Raw genomic sequence first — 21,881 nt, 5'->3', positions numbered from 1 at the left:
TTGAGAATCCATCGATTACCAGGCAACGGCTTTTGACCCACTATCTCCAGCACACAGCAGGAGCCATGAGATGGAAACAAGCAAGTCAAAGCCCCTTGCCGGCGTACGCGTCCTGGAACTGGGGCAGCTGATCGCGGGGCCGTTTGCCGCGCGCATGCTGGCGGCGTTCGGCGCGGAAGTGATCAAGGTCGAGCCGCCGGGCACGGGCGATCCGCTGCGCAAGTGGCGGCTGTTGCATGAAGGCACCTCGGTCTGGTGGGAGGCACAGTCCCGCGACAAGCAGTCGGTCACGCTGGACCTGCGCACGCCGCAAGGCCAGGAAGTCGTGCGCAAGCTGGCCGCGCAAAGCGACGTGCTGATCGAGAACTTCCGCCCGGGCACGCTGGAAGGCTGGGGCCTGGGCTGGGACAGCCTGCGCGCGGCCAACCCCGGGCTGGTGATGCTGCGCGTGTCCGGCTATGGCCAGACCGGCCCCTATCGCGACCGGCCGGGCTTCGGCGTCATTGGCGAAGCGATGGGCGGCTTGCGCCACCTGAGCGGCGAGCCGGGCCGCACCCCGGTGCGCGTGGGGGTATCGATCGGGGACTCCCTGTCCGCGCTGCACGGTGTGATCGGCATCCTGCTGGCGTTGCGGCACCGGGAGCAGAACGGCGGCCAGGGCCAGGTCGTGGATGTGGCCTTGTACGAGTCGGTGTTCAGCATGATGGAGAGCCTGCTGCCGGAATACTCGGTGTTCGGCGCCGTGCGGCAGGCGGCCGGCAGCAGTCTTCCCGGCATCGCGCCGACCAATGCGTACCGCTGCGCCGACGGCAAGTATGTGCTGATCGCTGGCAATGGCGATGGCATCTTCAGGCGGCTGATGGACATGATCGAGCGCCCCGACCTGCGCGACGACCCTGCGCTGGCCCACAACGACGGCCGGGTCAGCCAGGTCGCGATGCTCGACGCCGCCATTGGCGAATGGGCGGCACAGCGCAGCCTGGAAGCGGCACTCGACGCGCTCAATGGCGCCCGCATCCCCGCGGGCAAGATCTATGACGTCGCCGATATCGCCAGCGATCCGCACTACCGCGCGCGCGACATGATCCTGGACGCGCAATTGCCGGACGGCACCCCCGTCCAGTTGCCCGGCATCGTGCCGAAGCTGAGCGCCACCCCCGGCGCACTGCCCAACCCCGCCCCCGCGCTTGGCCAGCATACCGACGCGGTGCTGGAAGGCCTTGGCATCGGCACGGCGCAGCGCGAGGCATGGCGCGTGGCAGGGATTATCTGACAAGGAGACCGGCATGACTGCCAGGAAGGTGTACATACATGAAGTCGCCACGCGAGACGGCTTCCAGAACGAGGCCCGCTTTGTCGAGACCGATGACAAGGTTGCCCTGATCGACGCGCTGAGCGCATGCGGCTACGCCAGGATCGAGGTGACTTCCTTCACCTCGCCCAAGGCGATTCCCGCGCTGCGCGACGCGGAAGCGGTGATGCATCGCATCGCGCGGCGCCCCGGTGTGGTCTACACGGTGCTGGTGCCGAATGTGCGCGGCGCCGAGCGGGCCCTCTCCTGCCAGGTCGACGAGGTCAACCTGGTGATGTCGGTCAGCGAAAGCCACAACCGCACCAACCTGCGCATGTCGCGCGAGCAATCGTTTGCCCAGCTTGCCGACGTCATCCGCGTGGTGAGGGAGACGCCGACCGCGATCAACATCTCGCTGTCGACCGCGATGGGTTGCCCGATGGAAGGCGACGTGCCGCTGGAAAACGTGCTGGGCTGGATGCAGCGCTTCGCCGACCTGGGGGCTCACGGCGTGACGCTGTGCGACACCACTGGCATGGCGTTCCCGTCCCAGGTCGCGAGGCTGTGCCAAGCCGCGCGGCGGCAGTTCCCCGGCCTGGCGCTGACCCTGCATTTCCACAATACCCGGGGCCTGGCGCTGGCCAATACGCTCGCCGCGCTGGACCAGGGCATCGACCGCTTCGACGCTTCGCTGGGCGGCCTCGGTGGCTGCCCGTATGCGCCGGGCGCGACCGGCAATGTCTGCACCGAAGAACTCGTCCATATGCTTGAACTGGACGGCTACGACACCGGCGTCGACCTGGCTGCCATCCTGGATGCCGCCGCGCGCTTGCCTGGCCTGATCGGCCATGACGTCCCAAGCCAGCTGCTGAAGGCCGGCCGCCGCCTCGACCTGCATCCGATGCCTGCCGCCGACGCGATCCCCGAACAACGGGCCTTCCAGCCCTGACACCCACCCGGAAACCATCATGTCCCTGATCGACCATCTTGACCATCTGGTGCTCACCTGTGTTGACCTCGAAGCCACGCGGCACTTCTACACCGAAGTCATGCAGATGCAGCCTGAAACCTTCGGCAACGGTCGCCTGGCCTTCCGCTTCGGCAACCAGAAGATCAATCTCCACCAGCGCGGCGCCGAGTTCGAGCCCAAGGCACACCTGCCCGTTCCCGGCGCACTCGATCTCTGCTTTATCGCTTCCGTCCCGCTCGACGACGTCATCGCCCATCTTCGGCGATGCCAGTGGCCCATTGTCGAAGGACCGGTGGCGCGCACCGGCGCAACGCAGAAGATCCGCTCGGTCTACGTGCGCGATCCGGACCTGAACCTGATCGAGATATCAGAACTGGTCGACTGAAGATCGGCCAACCCGGCAAAACGATGGAGGAGACACCCATGAAACGCATGACGATCGCCGCGGCCGCCCTGGCGGCCCTGGCTGCGGCCGCCCCGGCCCACAGCACCAACGCCTATCCCACCAAGCCGGTCACCCTGGTGGTGCCCAGCGCACCGGCCGGATCCACCGATATCGTTGCCCGCCTGGTCGGCGAACAACTGCAGGCCGCGCTTGGCCAGCCCGTGGTGGTGGACAACAAGCCCGGTGCCAGCGGCAATATCGGCACCGAAGCCGTGGCGCGCGCCGCGCCGGACGGCTATACGCTGCTGCTTCAGTATTCCGGCTACCACGTCGGCAATCCGGCGCTGTTCCCGCAGATCCGCTGGAAGCCGTCCAGCTTCGTCCCGGTGGCGCTGGTCATGCGCGCGCCGCACGTCATCGCCATCAACGGCAAGCTGCCCGCGACATCGATAGCCGAACTGGTTACCTACGGCAAAAGCAATGGCAAGGGCCTGTTCTATGCCTCGTCCGGCAATGGCTCGATCCAGCATATCGCCGGCGAGATGCTGGCGCGGCAGACCAGGGTGCCGATGACGCACGTACCGTACAAGGGCGCCGGGCCCGTGGTCACCGACCTGATCAGCGGGCAGGTCGACATGTTCATCACGACCCCGCCGAGCGTGATCGGGCATGTGCAGGCGGGCAAGATCAAGGCGCTTGCCTATGCCGGACCGAAGCGCCATCCCTCCATGCCCAATGTGCCGACCACCGCGGAGGCTGGGCTGCCAGGGTATGAGGTGGAATCCTGGTTTGCACTGTTTGCACCGGCGAATACACCGCCGGCCATCGTCGAGCGCTTGTCCCAGGAGGTGAAGAAGATCGTGGCCAGCGACACGTACAGGAAGAAGATCGAGGAACAAGGTGCCTTTGCCGCCTACATGGGGCCGCAGGAGCTGGGCAAGTTCGTCGATCAGGAACTGGCGTCCTGGTCGCGTCTGGTCAAGACATCGAATATTCGCGCGGACTAAGTGTCGTCGATGCGTGGAAGGTCTCCCCGGGTGGGGAGACCCGTTTTTTCTATACGCCCAGGCGATTTTCCAGCCGGCTGGCGGCGACATACAGGCGCGCAAGCTGGCACGCAGCATCCTCAAGCAATGCCGCCGCATGCTCCATCGCAAAGCCGATTGATACCGGCCCCTGCTGAATCGAGATGCACCCGTCGAAGGCTTCGGCCAGTCCGGCATCGGGCTCGACGGCGCCTGAGAGCAGCGTCACCGGCACACCGGCCTGGCGCGCCATGCGCGCGATCATGGCAGGACCTTTTCCCATCATGGTCTGCGCATCGGACCGTCCCTCGCCGGTAATGACCCAGTCGAAGGCGCCGAGCCCTGCATCGAGGCCGGCAGCACCCAGCACAAAGGCCGCGCCGGGAACGATCTCGGCGCCGAGCAGGTGCAACGCAAAGCCGATGCCGCCGGCGGCGCCGCTGCCTTGCGCATCGGCAACCTCCAGCCCGACCACGGCCGCGCATCGCGTTGCAAACCGTTCCAGCCGGGCATCCGCAGCGGCCAGGTCTTGCACGCCCTTCTGCGGGCCGAAGACAAAGGTCGCGCCGTTTGGCCCGCAGAGCGGATTGTTGACGTCGGACAGGCCCAGCAGCCGGACCCGGCCAAGCTGTGCAGGCTGCTGATACGTTGCGGCGCAGATCGCGTCCAGCGTATCCAGGGTTGGCCACAATGCGTTGCCCTGCGCATCGGTAAAGCAAAAGCCGGTTTCCGCCAGCAGGCCGGCACCTGCGTCATTGGTGGAAGATCCGCCCAGCCCGATCGCGATGGTATCGACACTGCGCTCAGCGAGCGCGCGGATGACATGGCCGATGCCCCTGGTCGTGCGTTGCCCCGGCGCCAGCAGGGCGTGCGGAAGGCCGACGATTTCAGCCACCTCGACGATCGCGAGCTCGCCAAACTCCTGCGTGCGGCCGCGGAAGTACCGCACCGGCCTTGGCACGCCATTGGCATCGGTGGCAACCACCGCTTCCCACACGCCCGCACGCGTGGCCGCCAGGACTTCGGCGGTACCTTCGCCGCCATCGGCGATCGGTGCCACGGTGACATCCGCACCAGGCACCGCGCGCCGGATGCCGGCGCGGATGCGATCCGCCACCTCGGTCGCGCTGAGGCTGCCTTTGAACGAGTCAGGTGCAACCAGCACCTTGAGTCCTGCTGCTTTCATTGTCGGCACCATCCTTCGTCCGGCGGGCACGTCATGCGGCCACCACGTTCCTGGGCGCGCCTTGCGCGAAGGCACAGATATTGTCGATAAGCTGGTCGGCCAGGCCTTGCACGGCCTCGTCGCTGGCCCATGCAACGTGCGGGGTCAGGATGAAGTTCGGCACATCCTTCAACTGATGGAACGGGTGTTCCGCGCCGGGCGGCTCCTGCGTCGCAACGTCGAAGCCGGCTCCGGCCACCTTTCCGGATTGCAGCGCTTCCACCAGCGCCGCTTCATTGACCAGCCCGCCTCGGGCGGTGTTGATCAGCAACGGGCGCCGTTCCATCTTCGAGAACTCCGCCGTGTCGATCAGGTTGCGTGTCTGCGCCACCAGCGGGCAATGCAAGGTGATGATGTCGCTACGGCGCAGCACCTCGTCGAAAGGCGTGTAGAGCGGGCCCATGCCCTCGCGTCCCTTGTGGGCCGCAAACAGCGGCTGCATGCCCAGCGCACTCGCCATCCTGGCCACCGACTGGCCGAGCACGCCGTCGCCGATGATGCCAAGCACCGACCCGTGCAAGTCCTTGATCGGGTAGTCGAAGAAGCAGAAGGATCCGGATTCCTGCCAGCGGCCGCGCCGGACCGCATCGTGGTAGGCGGCCAGGCTTCGCCGCAGCGCGAAGATCAGGGCAAAGGTATGTTCCGGCACCGTATGGACGGCATAGTCGCGGATATTGGAGACGACGATGCCGCGGGCGGCACAGGCTTGCAGGTCGACAACATCGGTGCCGGTCGCCGCAATGGCGATGAGCTTCAGGTTCGGTGCCTGCTCAAGCTGGCGGGCATCCAGCTTCACCTTGTTGGTGATGACCACGTCCGCAGCGGCGATGCGCGCGGCGACGTCCTCGTCAGGCGTTTCCCCGTAGAGTTGGAGCTCATGCGGGAACGGCAGCGCTGGCAGCGTGATCTGCGGCGAGATGGTGGAACGGTCCAGGAATACGATCTTCATTGCCATGACATCCAGGTTGCGGGCCCCCCGCAGCGTGCCGATGTGAGGCACGGCTTGTCACACTGGCGCGTAGGGACGGGCTGCGGTCGAAGGGCGGCAGGCATCTGCCGCGTTATTGCGCCACAGACATGATGAGGGGAGGCAGGCCCAGCTGGAATCGCGGCTTTCTCCATCTTCCTTTCTCAAATGGAAAGGCAATGGCCACGTCACGGCAGCATCGGCCCTGCATGGCGTGGAACATTTCGGCCTGGGCTGACACGAACTACGTGAGGGGCCGCGGAAACGCCGACGCTGCGCGACGGCATCACATTCCCCGGCCATTCGCGGTAGCTATGGCAGGAGGACCCACATGAACACCACTGCAAAACTCATTCCCTCAACCGAGTTGGCGCAACAAAACCCCGTCCGGTTTCCCAATGAAAGCGCGGAGTACCGCAAGGCGCGCAATGCGCTGCTCGCGGAGGAGATCGAGCTGCGGCGCCACATTGAGCGCGTGGCCGAACAGCGCCGCGGCCTGCCCGCGGGCGGCGAGGTGACAAAGCGCTATACCTTCCAGGGCGAACGCGGTCCGGTCACGCTGGCCGAACTGTTCGGCGACAAGGACACCCTGGTCATCTACAGCTATATGTTCGGACCGCAGCGGGAGCAGCCTTGCCCGATGTGCACGTCGGTGATGGCGTCGTGGGATCACAAGGTCCCGGACATCGAGCAGCGCGTGGCGCTGGCGATGATCGCCCGCTCGCCCATCGATCGCCTGGTCGCCGCCAAGAAGGCGCGGGGCTGGACCAAGCTGAAGGTCTATGCGGACGTCGACGGCGATTTCACCCGCGACTATGTCAGCCCCGAAGATGCCGACGCTCCGGGCTACTCGGTGTTTACGCGCCGGGACGGCAAGATCCGCCATTTCTGGAGCAGCGAGATGTATGCCCTCTCGGTCGACCCGGGTCAGGACCCGCGCGGTGCGCCGGACCTGGATCCGCTGTGGACCCTGCTGGACACCACGCCGGAAGGCCGGGGGGCGGATTGGTATCCGAAGCTGGAATACCCCGAGGGGAAATAATCGTCCTCGATGGCAGGGTCAGGCCTCGGGTTGGTGGCAAACCACTTCGATGTTGTGCCCGTCCGGACCAATCACGAACGCCGCATAGTAGTTGGCGTGGTAGTGCGGGCGCAGGCCAGGCGCACCATTGTCTTTGCCACCCGCCTCCAGGGCCGCGCGATAGAAAGCTTCGACTTGCTCGCGATTCTCGGCCGTGAACGCCAGGTGAAGATGCGCCGGCTTTTCCTCGGTCTGGAACAGGCACAATGAAGCCTTGCCCTTTGGGCAAAGCTCGACACCGTACGCCGGCGGCCCCTCCGAGGCAACCGCTACGCCGAGCGGTTCGAGTGCCTTGAGGAAGAACGCCTTGCTCGCTGCATAGTCGCTGACTCCGAATTTGACGTGGTCAAACATGGGTTCTCCTGAAGTGTGTGGGCCCTGCGCGCGGCCCGACCCCAGAGTTTGACGATGAACCAAAAAAAATGCCAGCCATCCCGGATGGCCGGCACCAAGCTCACAGCAGTTGGAGACTGAGACCCCGCCGCGCGTCGCCGCCGCCGGACCGCGCGCGCTCGGGGCAAGCCTCAATCTGCCTGACCTCGACAACATCGCCTTCGTCCACCCGGACTCGTCCGTTCGGGGTATGCGAACCGAAGTCACACGGCTCTAGTGTGTCCCTTCCCAATGACTTTCATGAAGGAGGGGCCGATGGCCAAAGCAGAGAATCTCGTGACGTCGATCCAGGTGGAGATCGACGCACCGGTAGCGCTGGTGTGGGAAGCGCTGACCGACTTTGCGCGCTACGCGGAATGGAATACATTCTGCCCGGAGCTGGAGACCACCGGCCGGCTCGGCGACATGGTGTACATGCAGGTGCGCATCCCCGGCACCGACCAGGTCATCCCGGTCAACGAGTACCTGGTGGCGTGGGAGCCGGAACGCCTGCTCTCGTGGGAGCAGCGCCCCACCGACGAGAACAAGGATGCAGCCCGGCGCGACCAGTACCTGGAAGCCGTCGGGCCCGGGCGCACCCGCTACTTCACCACTGACCTGTTCCTGGGGCTGAACGCGGAGACCATCATGCGCGAGCACGGTGCCTGGGTGAAGCAGGGCTTCGACCAGGTGGCACGGGACGTCAAGGCGCGCGCGGAAGCGCTGAATGCGCAACGGCAGGCTGGCCTGCGCTGAGCAGTCATTGCCTGTACGCGCGGGCGGGAGCGCCGCTACTCCCGCATCCTCTCCGCCATGAATGCCCGCAGCATCTCCATTGCGGGCGTCTCGGTCCGTCCCTGCAAGGTGATCAGCGCGAACTGCGCGCTGGTGTGCAAGGGCGGCGTCAATGCCAGCTCCACCAGTTCCCCGCTTGCCATGGGCTCGCGCGCGGCGGCGATGATGCCGAGGAACACCGCATCGGTGATGCGGGCGGCTTCCACCAGGCTGGAGATCTCCTCGCAGCGCAGCGTGACCATCTGGTCGGGATGCGCGCGTGGCCCGAAGTGGGCGATCAGGATGCGCGCCACCTCGTCCGACAGGGGGCTGGAAGCGATCGGATAGGCCAGCAGATCGTCGAAGCTCACGCGGCGCAGCTTGCACAACGGATGGCCGCTGCGGCACATGAAGCCGGCGCGCAGGTCCGGCAGCCGCTCCACGCGCAGGTCGGGGCCCGGCACTAGCGAGCGCAGATCGATGACCACGCCGTCAAGCGCGCGGGCGCGTAGCTGCTGAAGCTGCAGATTGGTCGCGCCGCGCGAAATGGTCAGCCTGACCCTGGGATGGTGCCTGGCCATATGCACCAGCAGCGGCGTCATCAGCATGGCGCCCGGCCCGGATCCCAGGCCGATGCGCAGCGTGCCCGCCTGGCCGGCCTGCAACGCCAGCGCGCTCTGCCTGAGCTCGCCAGCCTCGAAGACGATGCGCCGTGCCCTTTCCAGCGCCAGCTGCCCGAACGGCGTCAGTTCGTTGCGCTTGCCGATGCGGTCTACCAGTGGCATGCCCAGCTCCGCTTCCAGGGCCTGGATGCTGCGGCTGAGTGCCGGCTGCGTCAGATGCAGCCGCGCGGCGGCCTGGCTGAACGAGCCGGTCTCCGCCAGCGCGATCAGGTGCTTGAGCTGAATCAGGTTCATCGCCGTCCTCGCATGCAATCTTGTAATGATAATGAGAAAAATGATGCATTGGACATCAGGTTGCCGCCTTCCTAACATGGCTGCCAGCCGTGCGTCCCGCCGGGGCAACAAGACAGACGCGGCATCCATGATCAGGAGACGACGATGACCCTCACACAATGCCTGCGCCGCCCGCTGACGAGGCTGACTGGCGGCCTGCTTGCCGCCGTGCTGGCCAGCCCGATCTGCGCCGGCGCGGCCGGCGCGACCGCAGCCGCGGGGGCGACCGGGGCGTCCTATCCCGCCAAGCCGATCGCACTGATGGTGCCCTATCCCGCCGGCGGCGCCTCCGACGCCATCGCCCGCGTGCTGAGCCAGCCCGTCGGCAAGCAGCTCGGCCAGACCGTGCTGGTGGAGAACCTGGGCGGCGTCAGCGGCGCCATCGCCGCGCAGAAGGTGCTGTCGGCGCCGGGCGACGGCTACTACCTGTTCCAGGGCTCTCCCAACGAAGTGATCCTGTCTCCGCTGGCCAATGCCGCGGTCAAGCTGCAGGCGGAGGACTTCCAGCTGGTGCAGCCGATTTCCACCGCGGTGCTGGCACTGATCGCACGCAAGGACCTGGAAGCCAACTCCGCGGACGAACTGATCGCCCTGGCGCGCAGCCGCAAGGACAAGCCGCTGTCTTATGGCAGCGTGGGAGTGGGCTCGCTGTACCACATCCTGGTCGAGCACATGCAGCAGCTCACCGGCACCAGGATGACCCACGTCCCTTACAAGGGCGCGGCGCCGCTGGTACAGGACCTCGGCGGCGGCCAGCTCGACTTCGCCATCGTGCCGTTCAACGCCGCGCTCGGCGCGATGGCCCAGCAGGGACGGCTGAAACTGCTCGCCACCGCGGGCGCCACCCGGGCGCCGCTGTTGCCCAATGTGCCCACCATCGGCGAAGGCAAGCTGCTGAAGAACTTCGCCTTCACGATCTGGACCGGCTTCATGGTGAAGAAGGGAACCCCGCCCGAGGTGGTGCAGCGCCTGAACCTGGCGCTCGGCAATGTCCTCAAGGATCCCGCCGTGCGCGCCGGGCTGGAAGCCCAGATGCAGACCGTGGCCACGCCGATGACGCTGCAGGAGGCGGCCCGCTTCTACGAAGGCGAGACGGCGCGCTACCGCGGCCTGGCCAAGGCCATCGGGCTGCAGCCGCAATGACGCAACGCCAATGCCATCGCATATAGAGAGGAGAGAAATCCCATGCACGCCATCCTGGAATCGCTGCGCTCCCGCGCGGACAAGTTCGTTGCGCTGCGCCGCGACATTCACCAGCATCCGGAACTTGGCTTCCAGGAGCACCGCACCAGCGACGCCGTGGCCGAGCGCCTCGCCCAATGGGGCTACGACGTGGAGCGCGGGCTGGGCGGCACCGGCGTGGTGGGCAGGCTGCGGCGCGGCAGCGGCACGCGCCGGCTCGGCCTGCGCGCCGACATGGACGCCCTGCCGATCGGCGAGGCGACCGGCCTGCCCTACTCCAGCAGCCATGCCGGCGTCATGCATGCCTGCGGGCACGATGGGCACACCGCCATGCTGCTTTGCGCCGCGGAATACCTGGCGCAGGAAGCGCAGTTCTCCGGCACGCTAAACCTGATTTTCCAGCCGGCCGAGGAAGGCATGGGCGGCGCCGTGCGCATGATCCAGGACGGGCTGTTCGAGAAGTATCCCTGCGACGCCGTCTTCGCCATGCACAATATGCCTGGCATCACGCAGGGACGGCTGGTGCTGCGCGACGGTCCCACCATGGCTTCGTCGGACTACGTCACCGTCACGGTCAGAGGCGTGGGCGGCCACGGCGCGCTGCCGCACCGGGCAGCCGATCCGCTGGTGGCCGCCGCCGGCATCGTGCTGGCCCTGCAGACCGTGGTCTCGCGCAACGTCGACCCGCTGCAGATGGCGGTGGTGACGGTCGGCGCCATGCATGCCGGCAAGGCCAACAACGTGATCCCGCAGGAAGCCACGCTGGAAATCAGCGTGCGGGCGCTCGACCGCGACGTGCGTGCCACCCTGGAGCGGCGCATCAAGGCGCTGGTGCAGGCCCAGGCGGAAAGCTACGGCGTGCGCGCCGAGATCGATTACCGGCAAGGCTATGCGGTGCTCGTCAACACCCCGGAAGAGACGGAATTCGCGCGCCAGACGGCGCTCGCCTTGCTTGGGCCGGACAAGGTCGTGCCGCAAGGCCCGGCGCTGCCCGGCAGCGAGGACTTCGCCTTCATGCTGGAGCGCTGCCCCGGCAGCTATCTGCTGATCGGCAACGGCGATGGAGACAGCGCAGGCGCCTGCATGGTGCACAACCCCGGCTACGACTTCAACGACGACAACGTCACCATCGGCGCGGCCTATTGGGCGCTGCTGACGCAGCGCTTCCTGATCGACTGAGGTTGCAGATCGCTGTTTCGGCTATTAGGGACTGGCCCGTCGATCGACCTGCATAGGCAGGTCGATCGACGGGTCAATGCGGAGGTCTCTGGCTTAGCACCACCAACGCCGCGGTGCCGCGGCTGCGCACGCAGGCGTCGTTGCAGTGGTCTTGCGCCGCGTCGGCGGAGGCCACGCTGACAGCGGGCATCTCGTCCTGGCTGCCATGCGCGGTGGCAAGGTCGCCGCCCACGGCAATCGCCCAGGCCGCGCCCATCGCGGCGCCGGCCCCGGCCAGGCCCGCCGCCCAACGAAATCCGAGCCGCTTCATGCTGTCTCCTCCGCACCCTTACTGGGTTTCCATGCTTTTGAAAGCATCGTAGTCAGCGCCGGCCCGAAACGCTTCGTCCGAGCAGACTAAGGGGTATCCCGCAGCAGCGCCGGATCGAAAGTGGCGTCGGGTCGACAGGAAGGGATGGTGGACAGGGCCGGATGCGGCGGCACGTCGGGCCCTTGATACAGCCGGGCCAGCGCTGCGGCACAGCCGGACAGGCCAGACGGCGCCAGATGCATGGCGTGCGCGCTCAGCAGGCCCCACAGGTGCGCCACCAGCAGGCCGGCCATGCCTGGGGCCGGCAGCAGGCCGGCGAAGGTTGCGCGCAGGGTCTCGACGCCCGCCAGCACGCGGGCGCGCAGCGGGCAAAGCTCGCAGTCGTCGCCGCACTTGTGCTGCAGCAGGGCGGCCAGCAGGCTGACATGGCGCGCCAGGTCATCGCCATCGAGCAAGGCGGCCAGCGCCTGCTCCAGCGTGCCTGGCCCGTTGGCGGCGCGGCCTTGCGCCAGCGGCGCGAGGCGGGCGGCGAAGTCGGCTTCGGCGCACGACAGCAGCGCGCCGAGCAACTCGGCGCGGGAACGGAAATGCCCGTAGACGGCCCCGCGCGTCATGCCGATGGCGCGGGCCACATCGTCCACGGTGACGCAATGCAGGCCGCGGTGCCGGATCAGTTGCAGCGCGCTGGCCAGGATGCGCGTCCGCGTGACGGCGGCATCTTCGCGGGTGTGGCGGGCCATGGGCGCGGCGGGCCTACAGGAAATGCACGTCGTCCGGCCCCCAGTGGGCGCGCATGCTGCGGATGCGGCCATCTGCGCCGAACGTCATGATGTCGGTCACGTCGATGCGGGCCGGCCGCCCTTCCAGGCGGGCATGCACGGCAAAGGTCAGCGCGGCGGCGTCACCGTGCGAGCCGCGCGGCGGCGCCACCACCTCCAGGCGCGCGCCCAGTGCGGTGGTGTGCTGGTAGAAGGCCAGGATGGCCGGCTTGCCGGCGATCGGCTGCGCGCCGACCGGGTCTTCGACGGTGGCATCGTCGGCGTAGAGCGCGGCAACGCCCTGCGCGTCACCGGCATTGAAACGATCGACATAGGCGAGCAGCGTGGCTTTCATCGCGGCGCTATCGGGCATGGGGTTCTCCTTGTCTGGTGGTTCTAGCGTGCGGTGTAGCCGCCGTCGATCACCAGCTCGGCGCCGGTGACGTAGCGCCCGGCGTCGGACACGAGGTACAGGATGCCCGCGGCAATGTCGCGGGGCTGGCCCACCTTGCCCGCGGGGGTCTGTCCACCCAGGTAGTCAAACAGCGCCTCGCCCTGCCCCGAGGCCTGGGCCACGTGTTCGAGCATCGGCGTGCGGATATAGCCGGGATGGATCGAGTTGGCGCGAATCCCCTTGCCGGCATAGAGCATGGCATCGGTCTTGGCCATCATCCGCACCGCGGCCTTGGATGCGTGATAAGGCGGCACGTCCGGCCCGCCGGCGATGCCGTACATCGACGACACGTTGACAATGGCGCCGCCGCCGGCGCGCTCCATGTGACCGATGGCGTGCTTGGTGCACAGGAAGGTGCCGGTCACGTTCACGGCCATGACCTGCTGCCATTGCTCCAGCACGAGCTCATGGGTCGGCGCATTGGGCCCTTCGATGCCGGCGTTGTTCACCAGGATGCCGAGGCCGCCGAAGCGCGCCGCGATCTCCGCGAACACGCGCTTCACGTCGCTTTCGCTGGTGACGTCGAGCTTCCAGAACTCGGCCTCGCCGCCTTCGGCGCATATCGCTTCCGCGGTGGCCTTGCCGTCGGCTTCCAGCACGTCTAGTACCGCGACCTTCGCGCCGGCCGCCGCCAGCACGCGGGCGGTTTCCGCGCCGATGCCGCGCGCGGCACCGGTGATGGCGGCAACCTTGCCGCGCAGGTCGAACAGGCTATACGGGTATTCCATGATGTCTCCTGGGTCTTCTTGTGTGGACGTGCGAGCCAATTATGCCGCCCCGCCCTGGGCGGTATCCGCCAGGAAGCCGATACATTCACGGTTGAAATATGCGGCGTGCTCGACCATCACCCAGTGGCCGCAGCGGTTGATCATGACGAAGCGCGCGTCGGCGCAGCCGGCCAGGAATCTGGTGGCGCCCGAGGCGGGATTGAACTGGTCTTCCGTGCCCCAGAAGCCAAGCACCGGGCAGCGGATCTCGCCCAGCCGCTCGGTCAGGTTGGGCACCTTCATGGTGGCCAGCACCTCGCGCGGCTGCTCGCGGCACACCGCCATGCGCTCATCGACCAGCGCGTCGGTGACCAGGCTGGCGTCGTGCACCAGCAGTTGCAGCAGCTGCCGCATGGTGTCCGGGTTCATGTGGCCGCCGGTAAACAGCGACACCATGCGCTGGATGCCCTCCATCTGGAAATAGGTTTCCCGTTCTTCCACGCCGCCGGGCGCCATCATCACCAGGCGGCTGACATGCTCCGGGAAATCCAGCGCGTACTTCAGCGCGATGGCGCCGCCAAGCGAATTGCCCACCAGCACGCAGCGCGGCAGCTCCAGTGCCAGCAACTGCTCACGCAGCGCGGCGACAAAGAAGTCCAGGGTGTACTCGACATCGTCCGGCTTGGACGACAGGCCATACCCGGGCAGGTCCACCACCACGGTGCGAAGGCCCGCCTCGGCGAACGCCGGCGCGTTGTGGCGGAAGTTGCTGTGCCCGCTCGCGCCCGGCCCGCTGCCGTGGATAAAGACCACAGGCTCGCCGCTGCCGGAGTCCAGGCAGTGCAGGCGCAGGCCCGTTGACGTGATGACGAAGCGCCCGACCGGCAGGTTCGGGTGTGGGGACAAAGGCGTGTGCTGTGACGTAGCGGACATGAGGGCGTCTCCCGTGGTTTGCCCAGCATATTGCGCAGCGCTGCCCGCGCGGGCATCGTTCATTCGGACTACGATCCGGACGGCCACTTCTCCTACGATGGGCGCTCCATGCATCAAGGGGGACCCATGACAGGATTCGACTACACCGGCCAGACCGTGCTGGTCACGGGCGGCATGCGCGGCATCGGCCGCGCCATCAGCGAGGCCTTCCTGCGCGCCGGCGCGCAGGTCTTCGTATGCGGCCGCACCGCGCCCGCCGACGACAGCGAACTGCCGGCCGCGGATGGCCGCAGCGCCCGCTTCATCCCGGCGGACATCCGCGACATCGAACAGGTCGATGCCATGCTGGCGCAGATCGCGCACGCCAGCCCGACGCTCGACGTGGTCATCCACAACGCCGGCGGCTCGCCGTTCGCGCTGGTTGCGCAGGCCTCGCCACGGCTGCTGGAATCGGTGATCCGACTCAATCTGGTGGCGCCGCTGCAGCTCGCGCAGCGCACCAATGCACGCATGCAGCAACAGGCTGGCGGCGGCACCCAGCTGTTCGTCGGCAGCGTCAGCGCGCTGCGCCCTTCGCCCGGCACGGCGGCCTATGGCGCCGCCAAGGCCGGCATCCTCAATGCGGTGCGCACGCTCGCGGTGGAATGGGCGCCCAAGGTGCGCGTTGCCGCGGTCAGCCCGGGCGTGGTGCTGACCGAGACCTCGCAGCAGCAGCACTACGGTGACCCCGAGGCGTTGCGCACCATGGCCGCGACGGTGCCGCTGGGCCGGCTCGCGCATCCGGACGACATCGCCGGCGCGTGCCTGTTCCTGGCATCGCCGCAGGCGTCGTACGTATCTGGCGCCAATCTCGTGATCGATGGCGGCGGCGAGCGCCCGGCCTTTCTCGACGCCGCTTCGGTCAATCGCGGCTGAGCGGCCCGCCTGTAGGGAAACCGCCTAGTCCGTTCTGCCGATTTGTGCATGGCTGCCCCTCTCTACGCTTGCGACCAGGCGAGCGCCATTCGAAGTGCCAGGCAACGAACCAACACCGACACCACGGGGGAGACCACCATGCACCATCCACAACTCGGCCCACTGAAACGCCGCAACCGGCTGCGGCCAATCGCTGCCGCGGCGGCACTGGCCGCGCTGCTTGCAACGCCAGCGAGGGCGGGCGACACCATCGACCTTGGCCACGACACCACGCTCGACTACAGCGTCACCGCCTCCTACGGCGCGGCGGTGCGCACCGGCCACCAGAGCAACACACTGCTGAGCCCCGCCAATATCAACGGCGACGATGGCAACCGCAACTTCAAGCGCGGCGACCTGATCGCCAACCGCGTCTCGCTGCTGGGCGAAGCGCATCTCAAGCACGGCGTCTTCGGCGCGCTGGTGCGGGGCAGCGTGTTCCAGGACTGGGCCTACAGCGGCACCAACTCGAACAATGCGCCGTTCACGGTCAACCACAGCGGTCCGTTCAACCAGTTCACCAACTCGGCGCAGGACTATCACGAGCACCGCGCGCAACTGCTCGATGCCTATGTCTATGGCGCGGCGCCGATCGGCAGCACGCAGCTGAGCTTCAAGCTGGGCAACCAGGTGGTCGCCTGGGGCGAGAGCCTGTTCTTCGCCAATATCGCCGGCGCGCAAGGGCCTGCCGATGCCACCAAGGCCTTCGTGCCGGGCGCCGAGGTCAAGGACATCCTGCTGCCGGTGCCGCAGGCGTCGCTGCAGCTGCAGGTCACGCCGGCATTCAGCGTGATGGGCTATTACCAGTTCACCTACAAGCCGAACCAGATCTTCGCACCGGGCAGCTATTTCAGCTCCACCGACGTGGTCGGCCCGGGCGCGGAGTTCATCATCGGGCCCGGTTTCAACATCCCGCGCGGCCCGGATATCCGCCCCTCGGACTGGGGGCAATGGGGCGTGGGCGCGCGCTTCCGCGTATTTGACAGCACCGAGATCGGGCTGTACCAGCTGCGCTATCACGACAAGAACCCGAGCGTGGTCACCTCGCTCTTTCCCACGCTGCAATACCAGCAGAAGTTCTACGGCGGCATCAACCTGACCGGCGCCAGCTTCTCCACGCAGATGCTGGGCGCCAACGTCGCCGGTGAAGTCAGCTACAAGGACGGCGTGCCGATGCTGGTGGACGTGGCCGGCTCGCCCACCGCGACGCGCGGCAAGGCGCTGCAGGGCCAGCTCTCCGCGATCTACTCGGTGGGCCCGACCTTCCTGGCCGACTCGCAGACGCTGCTGGGCGAAGTGGCCTACCTGCACGTGCTCGACGTGGACCCGGTGATGGGCTTCAGCAAGCTGTCGAACACCCGCAACTCGGCGGCGTTCCAGGTGGGCTGGTCGCTGAACTACAACAATGTGTTCGATGGCTGGGACATGAGTGTGCCACTCACCTACGCTCAGCAGTTCAGCGGCCAGTCGGCGGTGGCCGGCGCCTTCGGCACGCTGCTGGGCTATGGCGACAAGCGCGCCAGCGTTGGGCTGACCTTCAAGTACCTGAACAACCTGGAGCTCAACCTGACCTACGCCGCGTTCATCGGCGGCGCCAACATCGCCAACCGTCCGCTGGCTGACCGCGACTACGTGGCCTTCAACGCCAAGTACTCGTTCTGACCTTTTGTCCTGACCCGAACTGCCGCGGCGCGCTGCCGCCGCGGCAGTGCGGCCCGACCCTCCCCTGCCATGAACGCCGACCTGATCACCACGCTCAGCAATGAACTCCACCATGCGCTGGTCACGCGCTCGCCGGTGCCGCCGCTCAGCGGCCGCGGACTGGGGCTCGACGTCCACGCTGCCTATCGCATCCAGCAAGGCTTTATCGCCCACCGGCTGGCGGCCGGCGACCGCGTCACCGGCAAGAAGATCGGCGTGACCAGCGCGGCCGTGCAGCAGATGCTGGACGTGCACCAGCCGGACTTCGGCATCCTGCTGCAGAGCATGCAGTACGCCGCCGGGCAGCCCATCCCCACCGAAACCCTGATCCAGCCGCGCGCCGAGGGCGAGATTGCCTTCTTCCTGCGGCGCGACCTGCGCGGCCCGGGCGTGACGCGCGCCGATGTGCTCGACGCCACCGAAACGGTGGCGGCCTGCTTCGAGATCGTTGACTCGCGCATCCGGGACTGGCGCATCCGCATCGAGGATACCGTCGCCGACAACGCCTCTTGCGGCGTCTATGTGCTCGGCGAGGAACGCGTCAGCCCGCACGCGCTGGACCTGGGCGCATGCGCGATGACGCTCGAGAAGAACGGCAAGTGCGTCGCCACCGGGCTTGGCAGCGCCGCGCTGGGGCATCCCGCCGACGCGGTGGCGTGGCTGGCCAACACCCTGGGCAGCTTCGGCATTCCGCTGCTGGCCGGCGAGACCATCCTGTCGGGTTCGCTGGCGGCGCTGATTCCGGTGCAGGCGGGCGACCGGCTGTCCATGCATATCACCGGCATCGGCGGCTGCAGCGCCGTGTTCCGCTGACTTACACGACTTTCCTGACTTCCTGACTTTGCCAAGCGAGACCCCATGAACAAGATCCGATGTGCCCTGATCGGGCCCGGCAATATCGGCACCGACCTGCTTTACAAGCTGCGCCGCAGCGACATCCTGGAACCGGTCTGGATGGTCGGCGTGGAGCCGTCCTCCGAAGGCCTGGCGCGCGCGCGCGAGCTGGGACTGAAGACCACCAGCGACGGCATCGACGGCTTGCTGCCGCACCTGGAGGCCGACGATATCCGCATCGCCTTCGATGCCACCTCGGCCTACGTCCACGCCGAGCACTCGGCCAGGCTGACCGCGCGCGGCGTGCGCGTGATCGACCTGACGCCGGCGGCGATCGGGCCGTTCTGCGTGCCGCCGGTCAACCTGGACGCGCATATCGGCAGCAACGAGATGAACGTCAACATGGTCACGTGCGGCGGCCAGGCCACCATCCCCATGGTGTATGCGGTCTCGCGCGTGCAGCCGGTGGCCTACGGCGAGATCGTGGCAACGGTGTCGTCGCGCTCGGTCGGGCCCGGCACGCGCCGCAATATCGACGAGTTCACGCGCACCACGGCGGGCGCGATCGAAGCCGTGGGCGGCGCGCGCCAGGGCAAGGCCATCATCGTGATCAACCCGGCCGAGCCGCCGCTGATCATGCGCGACACCATCCACTGCCTGACCGACGATGCGCCCGACGTTGCCGCGATTACCGCCTCGGTGCACGACATGATTGCCGAAGTGCGCAAGTACGTGCCCGGCTACACGCTGAAGAACGGCCCGGTGTTCGACGGCAAGCGCGTGTCGATCTTCCTGGAGGTCGAGGGCCTGGGCGACTACCTGCCCAAGTATGCCGGCAACCTGGACATCATGACCGCCTCGGCCGCCCGCACCGCCGAGTGCATTGCCGCCGCCATGCGCGCCGGCAGCGCGCAAGAAGCCGCCAACGCCTGAGGAGCCAGCCATGGTCCAACACATCACCCTGCACGACATGACCCTGCGCGACGGCATGCACCCGAAGCGCCACCAGATCTCGCTGGAACAGATGAAAGGCATTGCCCGCGGGCTGGACGCCGCCGGCGTGCCGCTGATCGAGGTCACCCACGGCGATGGCCTGGGCGGCGCCTCGGTCAACTACGGCTTCCCCGCGCACAGCGACGAGGAATACCTGCGCGCGGTGCTGGGCGAACTGAAGCAGGCGCGCGTCTCCGCGCTGCTGCTGCCCGGCATCGGCACCGTCGACCACCTGCGCATGGCGCATGAGATTGGCGTGCATACCATCCGCGTCGCCACCCACTGCACCGAGGCCGATGTCTCGGAGCAGCATATCGGTATGGCGCGCAAGCTGGGCATGGATACCGTGGGCTTCCTGATGATGGCGCACATGGCACCGGTGCAGACGCTGGTGCAGCAGGCGCTGCTGATGGAAAGCTATGGTGCCAACTGCCTGTATATCACCGACTCGGCCGGGCACATGCTGCCGCACGACGTCACCGAGAAGCTGGGCGCCGTGCGGCAGGCGCTGCGCCCCGAGACCGAGCTGGGCTTCCACGGCCACCACAACCTTGCCATGGGCGTGGCCAATTCGCTCGCCGCGATCGCCTGCGGCGCCAGCCGCATCGACGCCGCCGCGGCGGGACTGGGCGCCGGTGCCGGCAATACGCCGATGGAAGTGCTGGTGGCCGTGTGCGAGCGCATGGGCATCGAGACCGGCGTCGACGTCTACCGCATCGCCGACGTGGCCGAAGACCTGGTGGTGCCGATCATGGACCACCCCATCCGCATCGACCGCGACGCGCTCACGCTGGGCTATGCCGGCGTGTACTCGTCCTTCCTGCTGTTCGCCAAGCGCGCCGAGGCCAAGTACCGCATCCCCGCGCGCGAGATCCTGGTCGAGCTCGGCCGGCAGCGGCTGGTGGGCGGGCAGGAGGACATGATCGAGGATACGGCGATCACGCTGGCGCGCGAACGGGGCCTGCTGGTGCCGTGACGCTGTCGCCCCGGTTTCGATCAAGCCTGGCGGCGCCGCTGCGCGGCCGGGCATGGCTTTCATCAGGCACCAGAGAATGGAGACAGGTTCCCATGCTTCGACTTCCCACCCGCCTGCGGCTCGCTAGCCTCGGTATCGCGGCCGCGGCACTCGCCGCCGCGGCCAGCCCCGCGCACGCGCTCAATATCCTGCTGACCAATGACGACGGCTGCGCCGCACCTGGCATCACCGCGGTCCGCAAGGCCCTGCAGGACGCCGGCCACCGCGTCATCACGGTCGGGCCGGCCACCAACCAGAGCGGCTCGGGCGCTGCCTATGCCGTGCCCGACGGGCGCACCCGGCTGGTAGTGGATCCGCTCGCCGGCAGCGCCGACACCTACTGCGTGCACCGGGTCAAGGCCACCTTCGTCGCAGGCGGCGCGCTCAATGCCACCAACCCGGAATACCTGGGCAGCGGCTCGCCGGTGGACGCCACCGCCATGGGCCTGAAGATCGTCGGGCCGGAAAGCAGCTTCACGCCGGACCTGGTCGTCTCCGGGGCCAATTTCGGCGAGAACCTGTCGGACTCCATCCCGCACTCGGGCACGGTGATGAACGTGCTGTTCGCCGCGCGCCGCGGCGTGCCCGGCATCGCGCTGAGCGTTGGCGTGGACTTTGCCGAGGCACGCACCGGCTTCGGCGGCACCGTGGCCGCGTTCCCCAGGGCCGGGGCCTTCCTGGCCCGCGTGATTGCCAGCCTGGAAGCCACGCGCGCAGCCGGCCAGCCATTGCTGCCGGTGGCCCACCCGCTGAGCATCAACTACCCGATCGCTGCCGGCGGGACTCCTGCCGGCGTGCGCCTGACCACGCCTGGCACGGTGGATTCCTTTACCACCGCCTACAAGCGCAATGCCGACAACACGGTATCGATCGACGTGGGCGCGCCGGAGACCGAAGCGGCAGCGCTGGCGCGGATCGCGGAGACGCCGGCCTTCCTGGCCAAGTTCATCACGATCTCGGCGCTTGACGTCGACTTCCGCCCGACGCCGCTGGCGCGCGGCCTGTTCAACCGCTCGCGCCGCGAGCTGGCCACCCTGGCACCTTAGGCGGAGCAACCATGGGCAAGGACCTTAGATCCTGGCGCCACCTCGTGCTCGCATGCGGGGTCGCGGCGGTCGCAGCATGCGGGGATGACCATGCGCCGGAAGTGAGCGGCACGGCTGCCGTCGGCGCCGCGCTGGCAGGCGCCACCGTGCAGTTGCGCGATGCGCAAGGACAAGTGCACAACACAACCACCGATGCAAAGGGCGCATTCCGCCTGGCCGCAGTGCCGGGCGGCGCGCTGATGGTGCGCTGCGAGGGCGGGCTCGCGCAGGGCGAGCCGAACCGCCTGCGGCTGCATGGCCTGGTGCTGGGCGCGCGCACCGTGAACTGCTCGCCGCTGACCGAGCTGGCCTTGTGGAAGCTGCTGAGCGGGCCGCCGGATCAGGCGTTCGACAGTTTCGGGCAGGGGCGCGCCAGGGACCTGTCCGCCGACGCCATGGCCGAAGCGGAGGCCGCGGTGCTGGCTGCGCTGGCGGCAGGTGCCGGCGTCGATATCGACCCCGCTGCCTTACCCCGGCGCTGGCATGACACGCCGCTGGAGGCAGGCAATGCCAGCGATCCCCATGACGCCGCGCTGGATGCGCTGCGCGACGCGATTGCCGACCAGGCTTCCATGGACTTCATGGGCGAGATGGTGGTGCGCGGCGTGTGCGTGGCCGACGGAACCTGCGGGTGAGGCGGTTGCCGCTGCGGCGCGAACAGGTGGCCTGAAGCGGCCGGTGTGTTAGCCGCAAACGCCGCCCCCTGGCAAGGGGGGCGGCGTTTCTGTTT

24 protein-coding genes are annotated in these 21,881 nt (G+C 67.7%); 15 read left to right on the top strand and 9 right to left on the bottom strand.

All coding sequences use genetic code 11. The features are described from left to right. Window positions 1-70 precede the first annotated feature (70 nt). The 4 genes from AC1Q6V_RS18545 to AC1Q6V_RS18530 are packed head-to-tail and all read left to right on the top strand — an operon-like array spanning window position 71 to window position 3,653. Window positions 71-1,273, top strand: a complete 1,203-nt coding sequence (locus AC1Q6V_RS18545) for a CaiB/BaiF CoA transferase family protein (RefSeq protein ID WP_010811647.1) — start codon at window positions 71-73, stop codon at window positions 1,271-1,273. Window positions 1,274-1,286: 13 nt separating this feature from the next. Further along, window positions 1,287-2,240, top strand: coding sequence for a hydroxymethylglutaryl-CoA lyase (locus tag AC1Q6V_RS18540; protein WP_010811646.1), 954 nt, complete (start codon window positions 1,287-1,289; stop codon window positions 2,238-2,240). 19 nt (window positions 2,241-2,259) lie between these two features. Beyond that, on the top strand, window positions 2,260-2,646 hold the full coding sequence (locus AC1Q6V_RS18535) for a VOC family protein (protein WP_010811645.1): 387 nt from the start codon (window positions 2,260-2,262) through the stop codon (window positions 2,644-2,646). 38 nt (window positions 2,647-2,684) lie between these two features. Then, on the top strand, window positions 2,685-3,653 hold the full coding sequence (locus AC1Q6V_RS18530; protein ID WP_454750674.1) for a Bug family tripartite tricarboxylate transporter substrate binding protein: 969 nt from the start codon (window positions 2,685-2,687) through the stop codon (window positions 3,651-3,653). Between the two features lie 49 nt (window positions 3,654-3,702). On the opposite strand, the gene AC1Q6V_RS18525 is transcribed toward AC1Q6V_RS18530, so the two are convergent. Both AC1Q6V_RS18525 and AC1Q6V_RS18520 read right to left on the bottom strand, forming a co-directional pair. Next, complete coding sequence (locus AC1Q6V_RS18525; protein ID WP_439669734.1) at window positions 3,703-4,857, bottom strand: glycerate kinase; 1,155 nt, start codon at window positions 4,855-4,857, stop codon at window positions 3,703-3,705. A gap of 31 nt (window positions 4,858-4,888) precedes the next feature. Further along, window positions 4,889-5,845, bottom strand: coding sequence for a D-2-hydroxyacid dehydrogenase (locus AC1Q6V_RS18520; RefSeq protein WP_454750675.1), 957 nt, complete (start codon window positions 5,843-5,845; stop codon window positions 4,889-4,891). 349 nt (window positions 5,846-6,194) lie between these two features. Here AC1Q6V_RS18520 and AC1Q6V_RS18515 point away from each other — a divergent pair, with 349 nt between their 5' ends. Then, window positions 6,195-6,905 carry a DUF899 domain-containing protein gene (locus tag AC1Q6V_RS18515; RefSeq protein ID WP_010811641.1) on the top strand — a complete coding sequence of 237 codons (711 nt, stop codon included), beginning with the start codon at window positions 6,195-6,197 and terminating at the stop codon, window positions 6,903-6,905. 18 nt (window positions 6,906-6,923) lie between these two features. Here the strand turns inward: AC1Q6V_RS18515 and AC1Q6V_RS18510 are convergent, their stop codons facing one another. After that, window positions 6,924-7,298, bottom strand: coding sequence for a VOC family protein (locus tag AC1Q6V_RS18510; RefSeq protein WP_439672472.1), 375 nt, complete (start codon window positions 7,296-7,298; stop codon window positions 6,924-6,926). 294 nt (window positions 7,299-7,592) lie between these two features. Here AC1Q6V_RS18510 and AC1Q6V_RS18505 point away from each other — a divergent pair, with 294 nt between their 5' ends. Next, entirely contained in the window at window positions 7,593-8,072 is a 480-nt protein-coding gene (locus AC1Q6V_RS18505; RefSeq protein ID WP_454750676.1) for an SRPBCC domain-containing protein, read from the top strand. A gap of 35 nt (window positions 8,073-8,107) precedes the next feature. Here the strand turns inward: AC1Q6V_RS18505 and AC1Q6V_RS18500 are convergent, their stop codons facing one another. Then, a complete protein-coding gene (locus AC1Q6V_RS18500) occupies window positions 8,108-9,007 on the bottom strand; it encodes a LysR family transcriptional regulator (RefSeq protein WP_010811638.1) in 900 nt (299 codons plus the stop codon). 144 nt (window positions 9,008-9,151) lie between these two features. Between AC1Q6V_RS18500 and AC1Q6V_RS18495 the strand changes: the two genes are divergently transcribed. Both AC1Q6V_RS18495 and AC1Q6V_RS18490 read left to right on the top strand, forming a co-directional pair. Beyond that, complete coding sequence (locus tag AC1Q6V_RS18495; protein ID WP_010811637.1) at window positions 9,152-10,189, top strand: tripartite tricarboxylate transporter substrate binding protein; 1,038 nt, start codon at window positions 9,152-9,154, stop codon at window positions 10,187-10,189. Between the two features lie 42 nt (window positions 10,190-10,231). Further along, window positions 10,232-11,407 carry a M20 aminoacylase family protein gene (locus AC1Q6V_RS18490; protein WP_454750677.1) on the top strand — a complete coding sequence of 392 codons (1,176 nt, stop codon included), beginning with the start codon at window positions 10,232-10,234 and terminating at the stop codon, window positions 11,405-11,407. Between the two features lie 73 nt (window positions 11,408-11,480). Here the strand turns inward: AC1Q6V_RS18490 and AC1Q6V_RS18485 are convergent, their stop codons facing one another. The 5 genes from AC1Q6V_RS18485 to AC1Q6V_RS18465 all read right to left on the bottom strand — a co-directional run bounded on the left by AC1Q6V_RS18485 (window position 11,481) and on the right by AC1Q6V_RS18465 (window position 14,569). Beyond that, window positions 11,481-11,717 (bottom strand): hypothetical protein, encoded by a 237-nt coding sequence (locus AC1Q6V_RS18485; protein ID WP_010811635.1) that lies wholly within the window; start codon window positions 11,715-11,717, stop codon window positions 11,481-11,483. A gap of 86 nt (window positions 11,718-11,803) precedes the next feature. Next, window positions 11,804-12,457, bottom strand: coding sequence for a TetR family transcriptional regulator (locus AC1Q6V_RS18480; RefSeq protein WP_011616697.1), 654 nt, complete (start codon window positions 12,455-12,457; stop codon window positions 11,804-11,806). A 13-nt stretch (window positions 12,458-12,470) separates the two neighbouring features. Continuing rightward, window positions 12,471-12,848 (bottom strand): nuclear transport factor 2 family protein, encoded by a 378-nt coding sequence (locus AC1Q6V_RS18475; RefSeq protein ID WP_010811633.1) that lies wholly within the window; start codon window positions 12,846-12,848, stop codon window positions 12,471-12,473. Window positions 12,849-12,871: 23 nt separating this feature from the next. Continuing rightward, the gene (locus AC1Q6V_RS18470; RefSeq protein WP_454750400.1) at window positions 12,872-13,657 is read right to left on the bottom strand and encodes an SDR family NAD(P)-dependent oxidoreductase; all 786 of its coding nucleotides are present in this window, start codon (window positions 13,655-13,657) and stop codon (window positions 12,872-12,874) included. A 39-nt stretch (window positions 13,658-13,696) separates the two neighbouring features. Then, window positions 13,697-14,569, bottom strand: coding sequence for an alpha/beta fold hydrolase (locus AC1Q6V_RS18465; RefSeq protein WP_011616696.1), 873 nt, complete (start codon window positions 14,567-14,569; stop codon window positions 13,697-13,699). Window positions 14,570-14,695: 126 nt separating this feature from the next. On the opposite strand from AC1Q6V_RS18465, the gene AC1Q6V_RS18460 reads away from it, so the two are divergent. The 7 genes from AC1Q6V_RS18460 to AC1Q6V_RS18430 all read left to right on the top strand — a co-directional run bounded on the left by AC1Q6V_RS18460 (window position 14,696) and on the right by AC1Q6V_RS18430 (window position 21,786). Next, window positions 14,696-15,484 (top strand): SDR family oxidoreductase, encoded by a 789-nt coding sequence (locus tag AC1Q6V_RS18460; protein WP_010811630.1) that lies wholly within the window; start codon window positions 14,696-14,698, stop codon window positions 15,482-15,484. Between the two features lie 138 nt (window positions 15,485-15,622). Continuing rightward, entirely contained in the window at window positions 15,623-17,185 is a 1,563-nt protein-coding gene (locus AC1Q6V_RS18455; RefSeq protein WP_454750399.1) for a DUF1302 domain-containing protein, read from the top strand. 69 nt (window positions 17,186-17,254) lie between these two features. After that, window positions 17,255-18,037 carry a 2-oxopent-4-enoate hydratase gene (gene dmpE / locus AC1Q6V_RS18450; RefSeq protein WP_010811628.1) on the top strand — a complete coding sequence of 261 codons (783 nt, stop codon included), beginning with the start codon at window positions 17,255-17,257 and terminating at the stop codon, window positions 18,035-18,037. Between the two features lie 45 nt (window positions 18,038-18,082). Then, on the top strand, window positions 18,083-18,991 hold the full coding sequence (locus AC1Q6V_RS18445) for an acetaldehyde dehydrogenase (acetylating) (protein WP_010811627.1): 909 nt from the start codon (window positions 18,083-18,085) through the stop codon (window positions 18,989-18,991). A 10-nt stretch (window positions 18,992-19,001) separates the two neighbouring features. Further along, complete coding sequence (gene dmpG, locus AC1Q6V_RS18440; RefSeq protein ID WP_439669727.1) at window positions 19,002-20,027, top strand: 4-hydroxy-2-oxovalerate aldolase; 1,026 nt, start codon at window positions 19,002-19,004, stop codon at window positions 20,025-20,027. A gap of 92 nt (window positions 20,028-20,119) precedes the next feature. Beyond that, window positions 20,120-21,112, top strand: coding sequence for a 5'/3'-nucleotidase SurE (gene surE / locus AC1Q6V_RS18435; RefSeq protein ID WP_454750398.1), 993 nt, complete (start codon window positions 20,120-20,122; stop codon window positions 21,110-21,112). Window positions 21,113-21,123: 11 nt separating this feature from the next. Continuing rightward, window positions 21,124-21,786 (top strand): carboxypeptidase-like regulatory domain-containing protein, encoded by a 663-nt coding sequence (locus AC1Q6V_RS18430; RefSeq protein WP_010811624.1) that lies wholly within the window; start codon window positions 21,124-21,126, stop codon window positions 21,784-21,786. The last annotated feature ends 95 nt before the right edge of the window (window positions 21,787-21,881 follow it).

It is taken from the genome of Cupriavidus sp. GW823-FHT07B10 (genome assembly GCF_058794355.1).
Note: the sequence above shows the minus strand (reverse complement) of the source record. Positions and strands in the feature narration are given on the sequence as shown.

Excerpts from the sequence above, each read along its gene's own strand:
- AC1Q6V_RS18540 (WP_010811646.1), top strand. The coding sequence starts at position 1,287 with ATGACTGCCAGGAAGGTGTACATACATGAAGTCGCCACGCGAGACGGC.
- AC1Q6V_RS18430 (WP_010811624.1), top strand. The coding sequence starts at position 21,124 with ATGGGCAAGGACCTTAGATCCTGGCGCCACCTCGTGCTCGCATGCGGG.
- AC1Q6V_RS18510 (WP_439672472.1), bottom strand. The coding sequence starts at position 7,298 with ATGTTTGACCACGTCAAATTCGGAGTCAGCGACTATGCAGCGAGCAAG.
- AC1Q6V_RS18520 (WP_454750675.1), bottom strand. The coding sequence starts at position 5,845 with ATGAAGATCGTATTCCTGGACCGTTCCACCATCTCGCCGCAGATCACG.
- AC1Q6V_RS18465 (WP_011616696.1), bottom strand. The coding sequence starts at position 14,569 with ATGTCCGCTACGTCACAGCACACGCCTTTGTCCCCACACCCGAACCTG.
- AC1Q6V_RS18460 (WP_010811630.1), top strand. The coding sequence starts at position 14,696 with ATGACAGGATTCGACTACACCGGCCAGACCGTGCTGGTCACGGGCGGC.
- AC1Q6V_RS18530 (WP_454750674.1), top strand. The coding sequence starts at position 2,685 with ATGAAACGCATGACGATCGCCGCGGCCGCCCTGGCGGCCCTGGCTGCG.
- AC1Q6V_RS18515 (WP_010811641.1), top strand. The coding sequence starts at position 6,195 with ATGAACACCACTGCAAAACTCATTCCCTCAACCGAGTTGGCGCAACAA.
- AC1Q6V_RS18505 (WP_454750676.1), top strand. The coding sequence starts at position 7,593 with ATGGCCAAAGCAGAGAATCTCGTGACGTCGATCCAGGTGGAGATCGAC.
- AC1Q6V_RS18525 (WP_439669734.1), bottom strand. The coding sequence starts at position 4,857 with ATGAAAGCAGCAGGACTCAAGGTGCTGGTTGCACCTGACTCGTTCAAA.
- AC1Q6V_RS18470 (WP_454750400.1), bottom strand. The coding sequence starts at position 13,657 with ATGGAATACCCGTATAGCCTGTTCGACCTGCGCGGCAAGGTTGCCGCC.
- AC1Q6V_RS18490 (WP_454750677.1), top strand. The coding sequence starts at position 10,232 with ATGCACGCCATCCTGGAATCGCTGCGCTCCCGCGCGGACAAGTTCGTT.
- AC1Q6V_RS18475 (WP_010811633.1), bottom strand. The coding sequence starts at position 12,848 with ATGCCCGATAGCGCCGCGATGAAAGCCACGCTGCTCGCCTATGTCGAT.
- AC1Q6V_RS18500 (WP_010811638.1), bottom strand. The coding sequence starts at position 9,007 with ATGAACCTGATTCAGCTCAAGCACCTGATCGCGCTGGCGGAGACCGGC.
- AC1Q6V_RS18545 (WP_010811647.1), top strand. The coding sequence starts at position 71 with ATGGAAACAAGCAAGTCAAAGCCCCTTGCCGGCGTACGCGTCCTGGAA.
- AC1Q6V_RS18485 (WP_010811635.1), bottom strand. The coding sequence starts at position 11,717 with ATGAAGCGGCTCGGATTTCGTTGGGCGGCGGGCCTGGCCGGGGCCGGC.
- dmpG (WP_439669727.1), top strand. The coding sequence starts at position 19,002 with ATGGTCCAACACATCACCCTGCACGACATGACCCTGCGCGACGGCATG.
- surE (WP_454750398.1), top strand. The coding sequence starts at position 20,120 with ATGCTTCGACTTCCCACCCGCCTGCGGCTCGCTAGCCTCGGTATCGCG.
- AC1Q6V_RS18535 (WP_010811645.1), top strand. The coding sequence starts at position 2,260 with ATGTCCCTGATCGACCATCTTGACCATCTGGTGCTCACCTGTGTTGAC.
- dmpE (WP_010811628.1), top strand. The coding sequence starts at position 17,255 with ATGAACGCCGACCTGATCACCACGCTCAGCAATGAACTCCACCATGCG.
- AC1Q6V_RS18445 (WP_010811627.1), top strand. The coding sequence starts at position 18,083 with ATGAACAAGATCCGATGTGCCCTGATCGGGCCCGGCAATATCGGCACC.
- AC1Q6V_RS18480 (WP_011616697.1), bottom strand. The coding sequence starts at position 12,457 with ATGGCCCGCCACACCCGCGAAGATGCCGCCGTCACGCGGACGCGCATC.
- AC1Q6V_RS18455 (WP_454750399.1), top strand. The coding sequence starts at position 15,623 with ATGCACCATCCACAACTCGGCCCACTGAAACGCCGCAACCGGCTGCGG.
- AC1Q6V_RS18495 (WP_010811637.1), top strand. The coding sequence starts at position 9,152 with ATGACCCTCACACAATGCCTGCGCCGCCCGCTGACGAGGCTGACTGGC.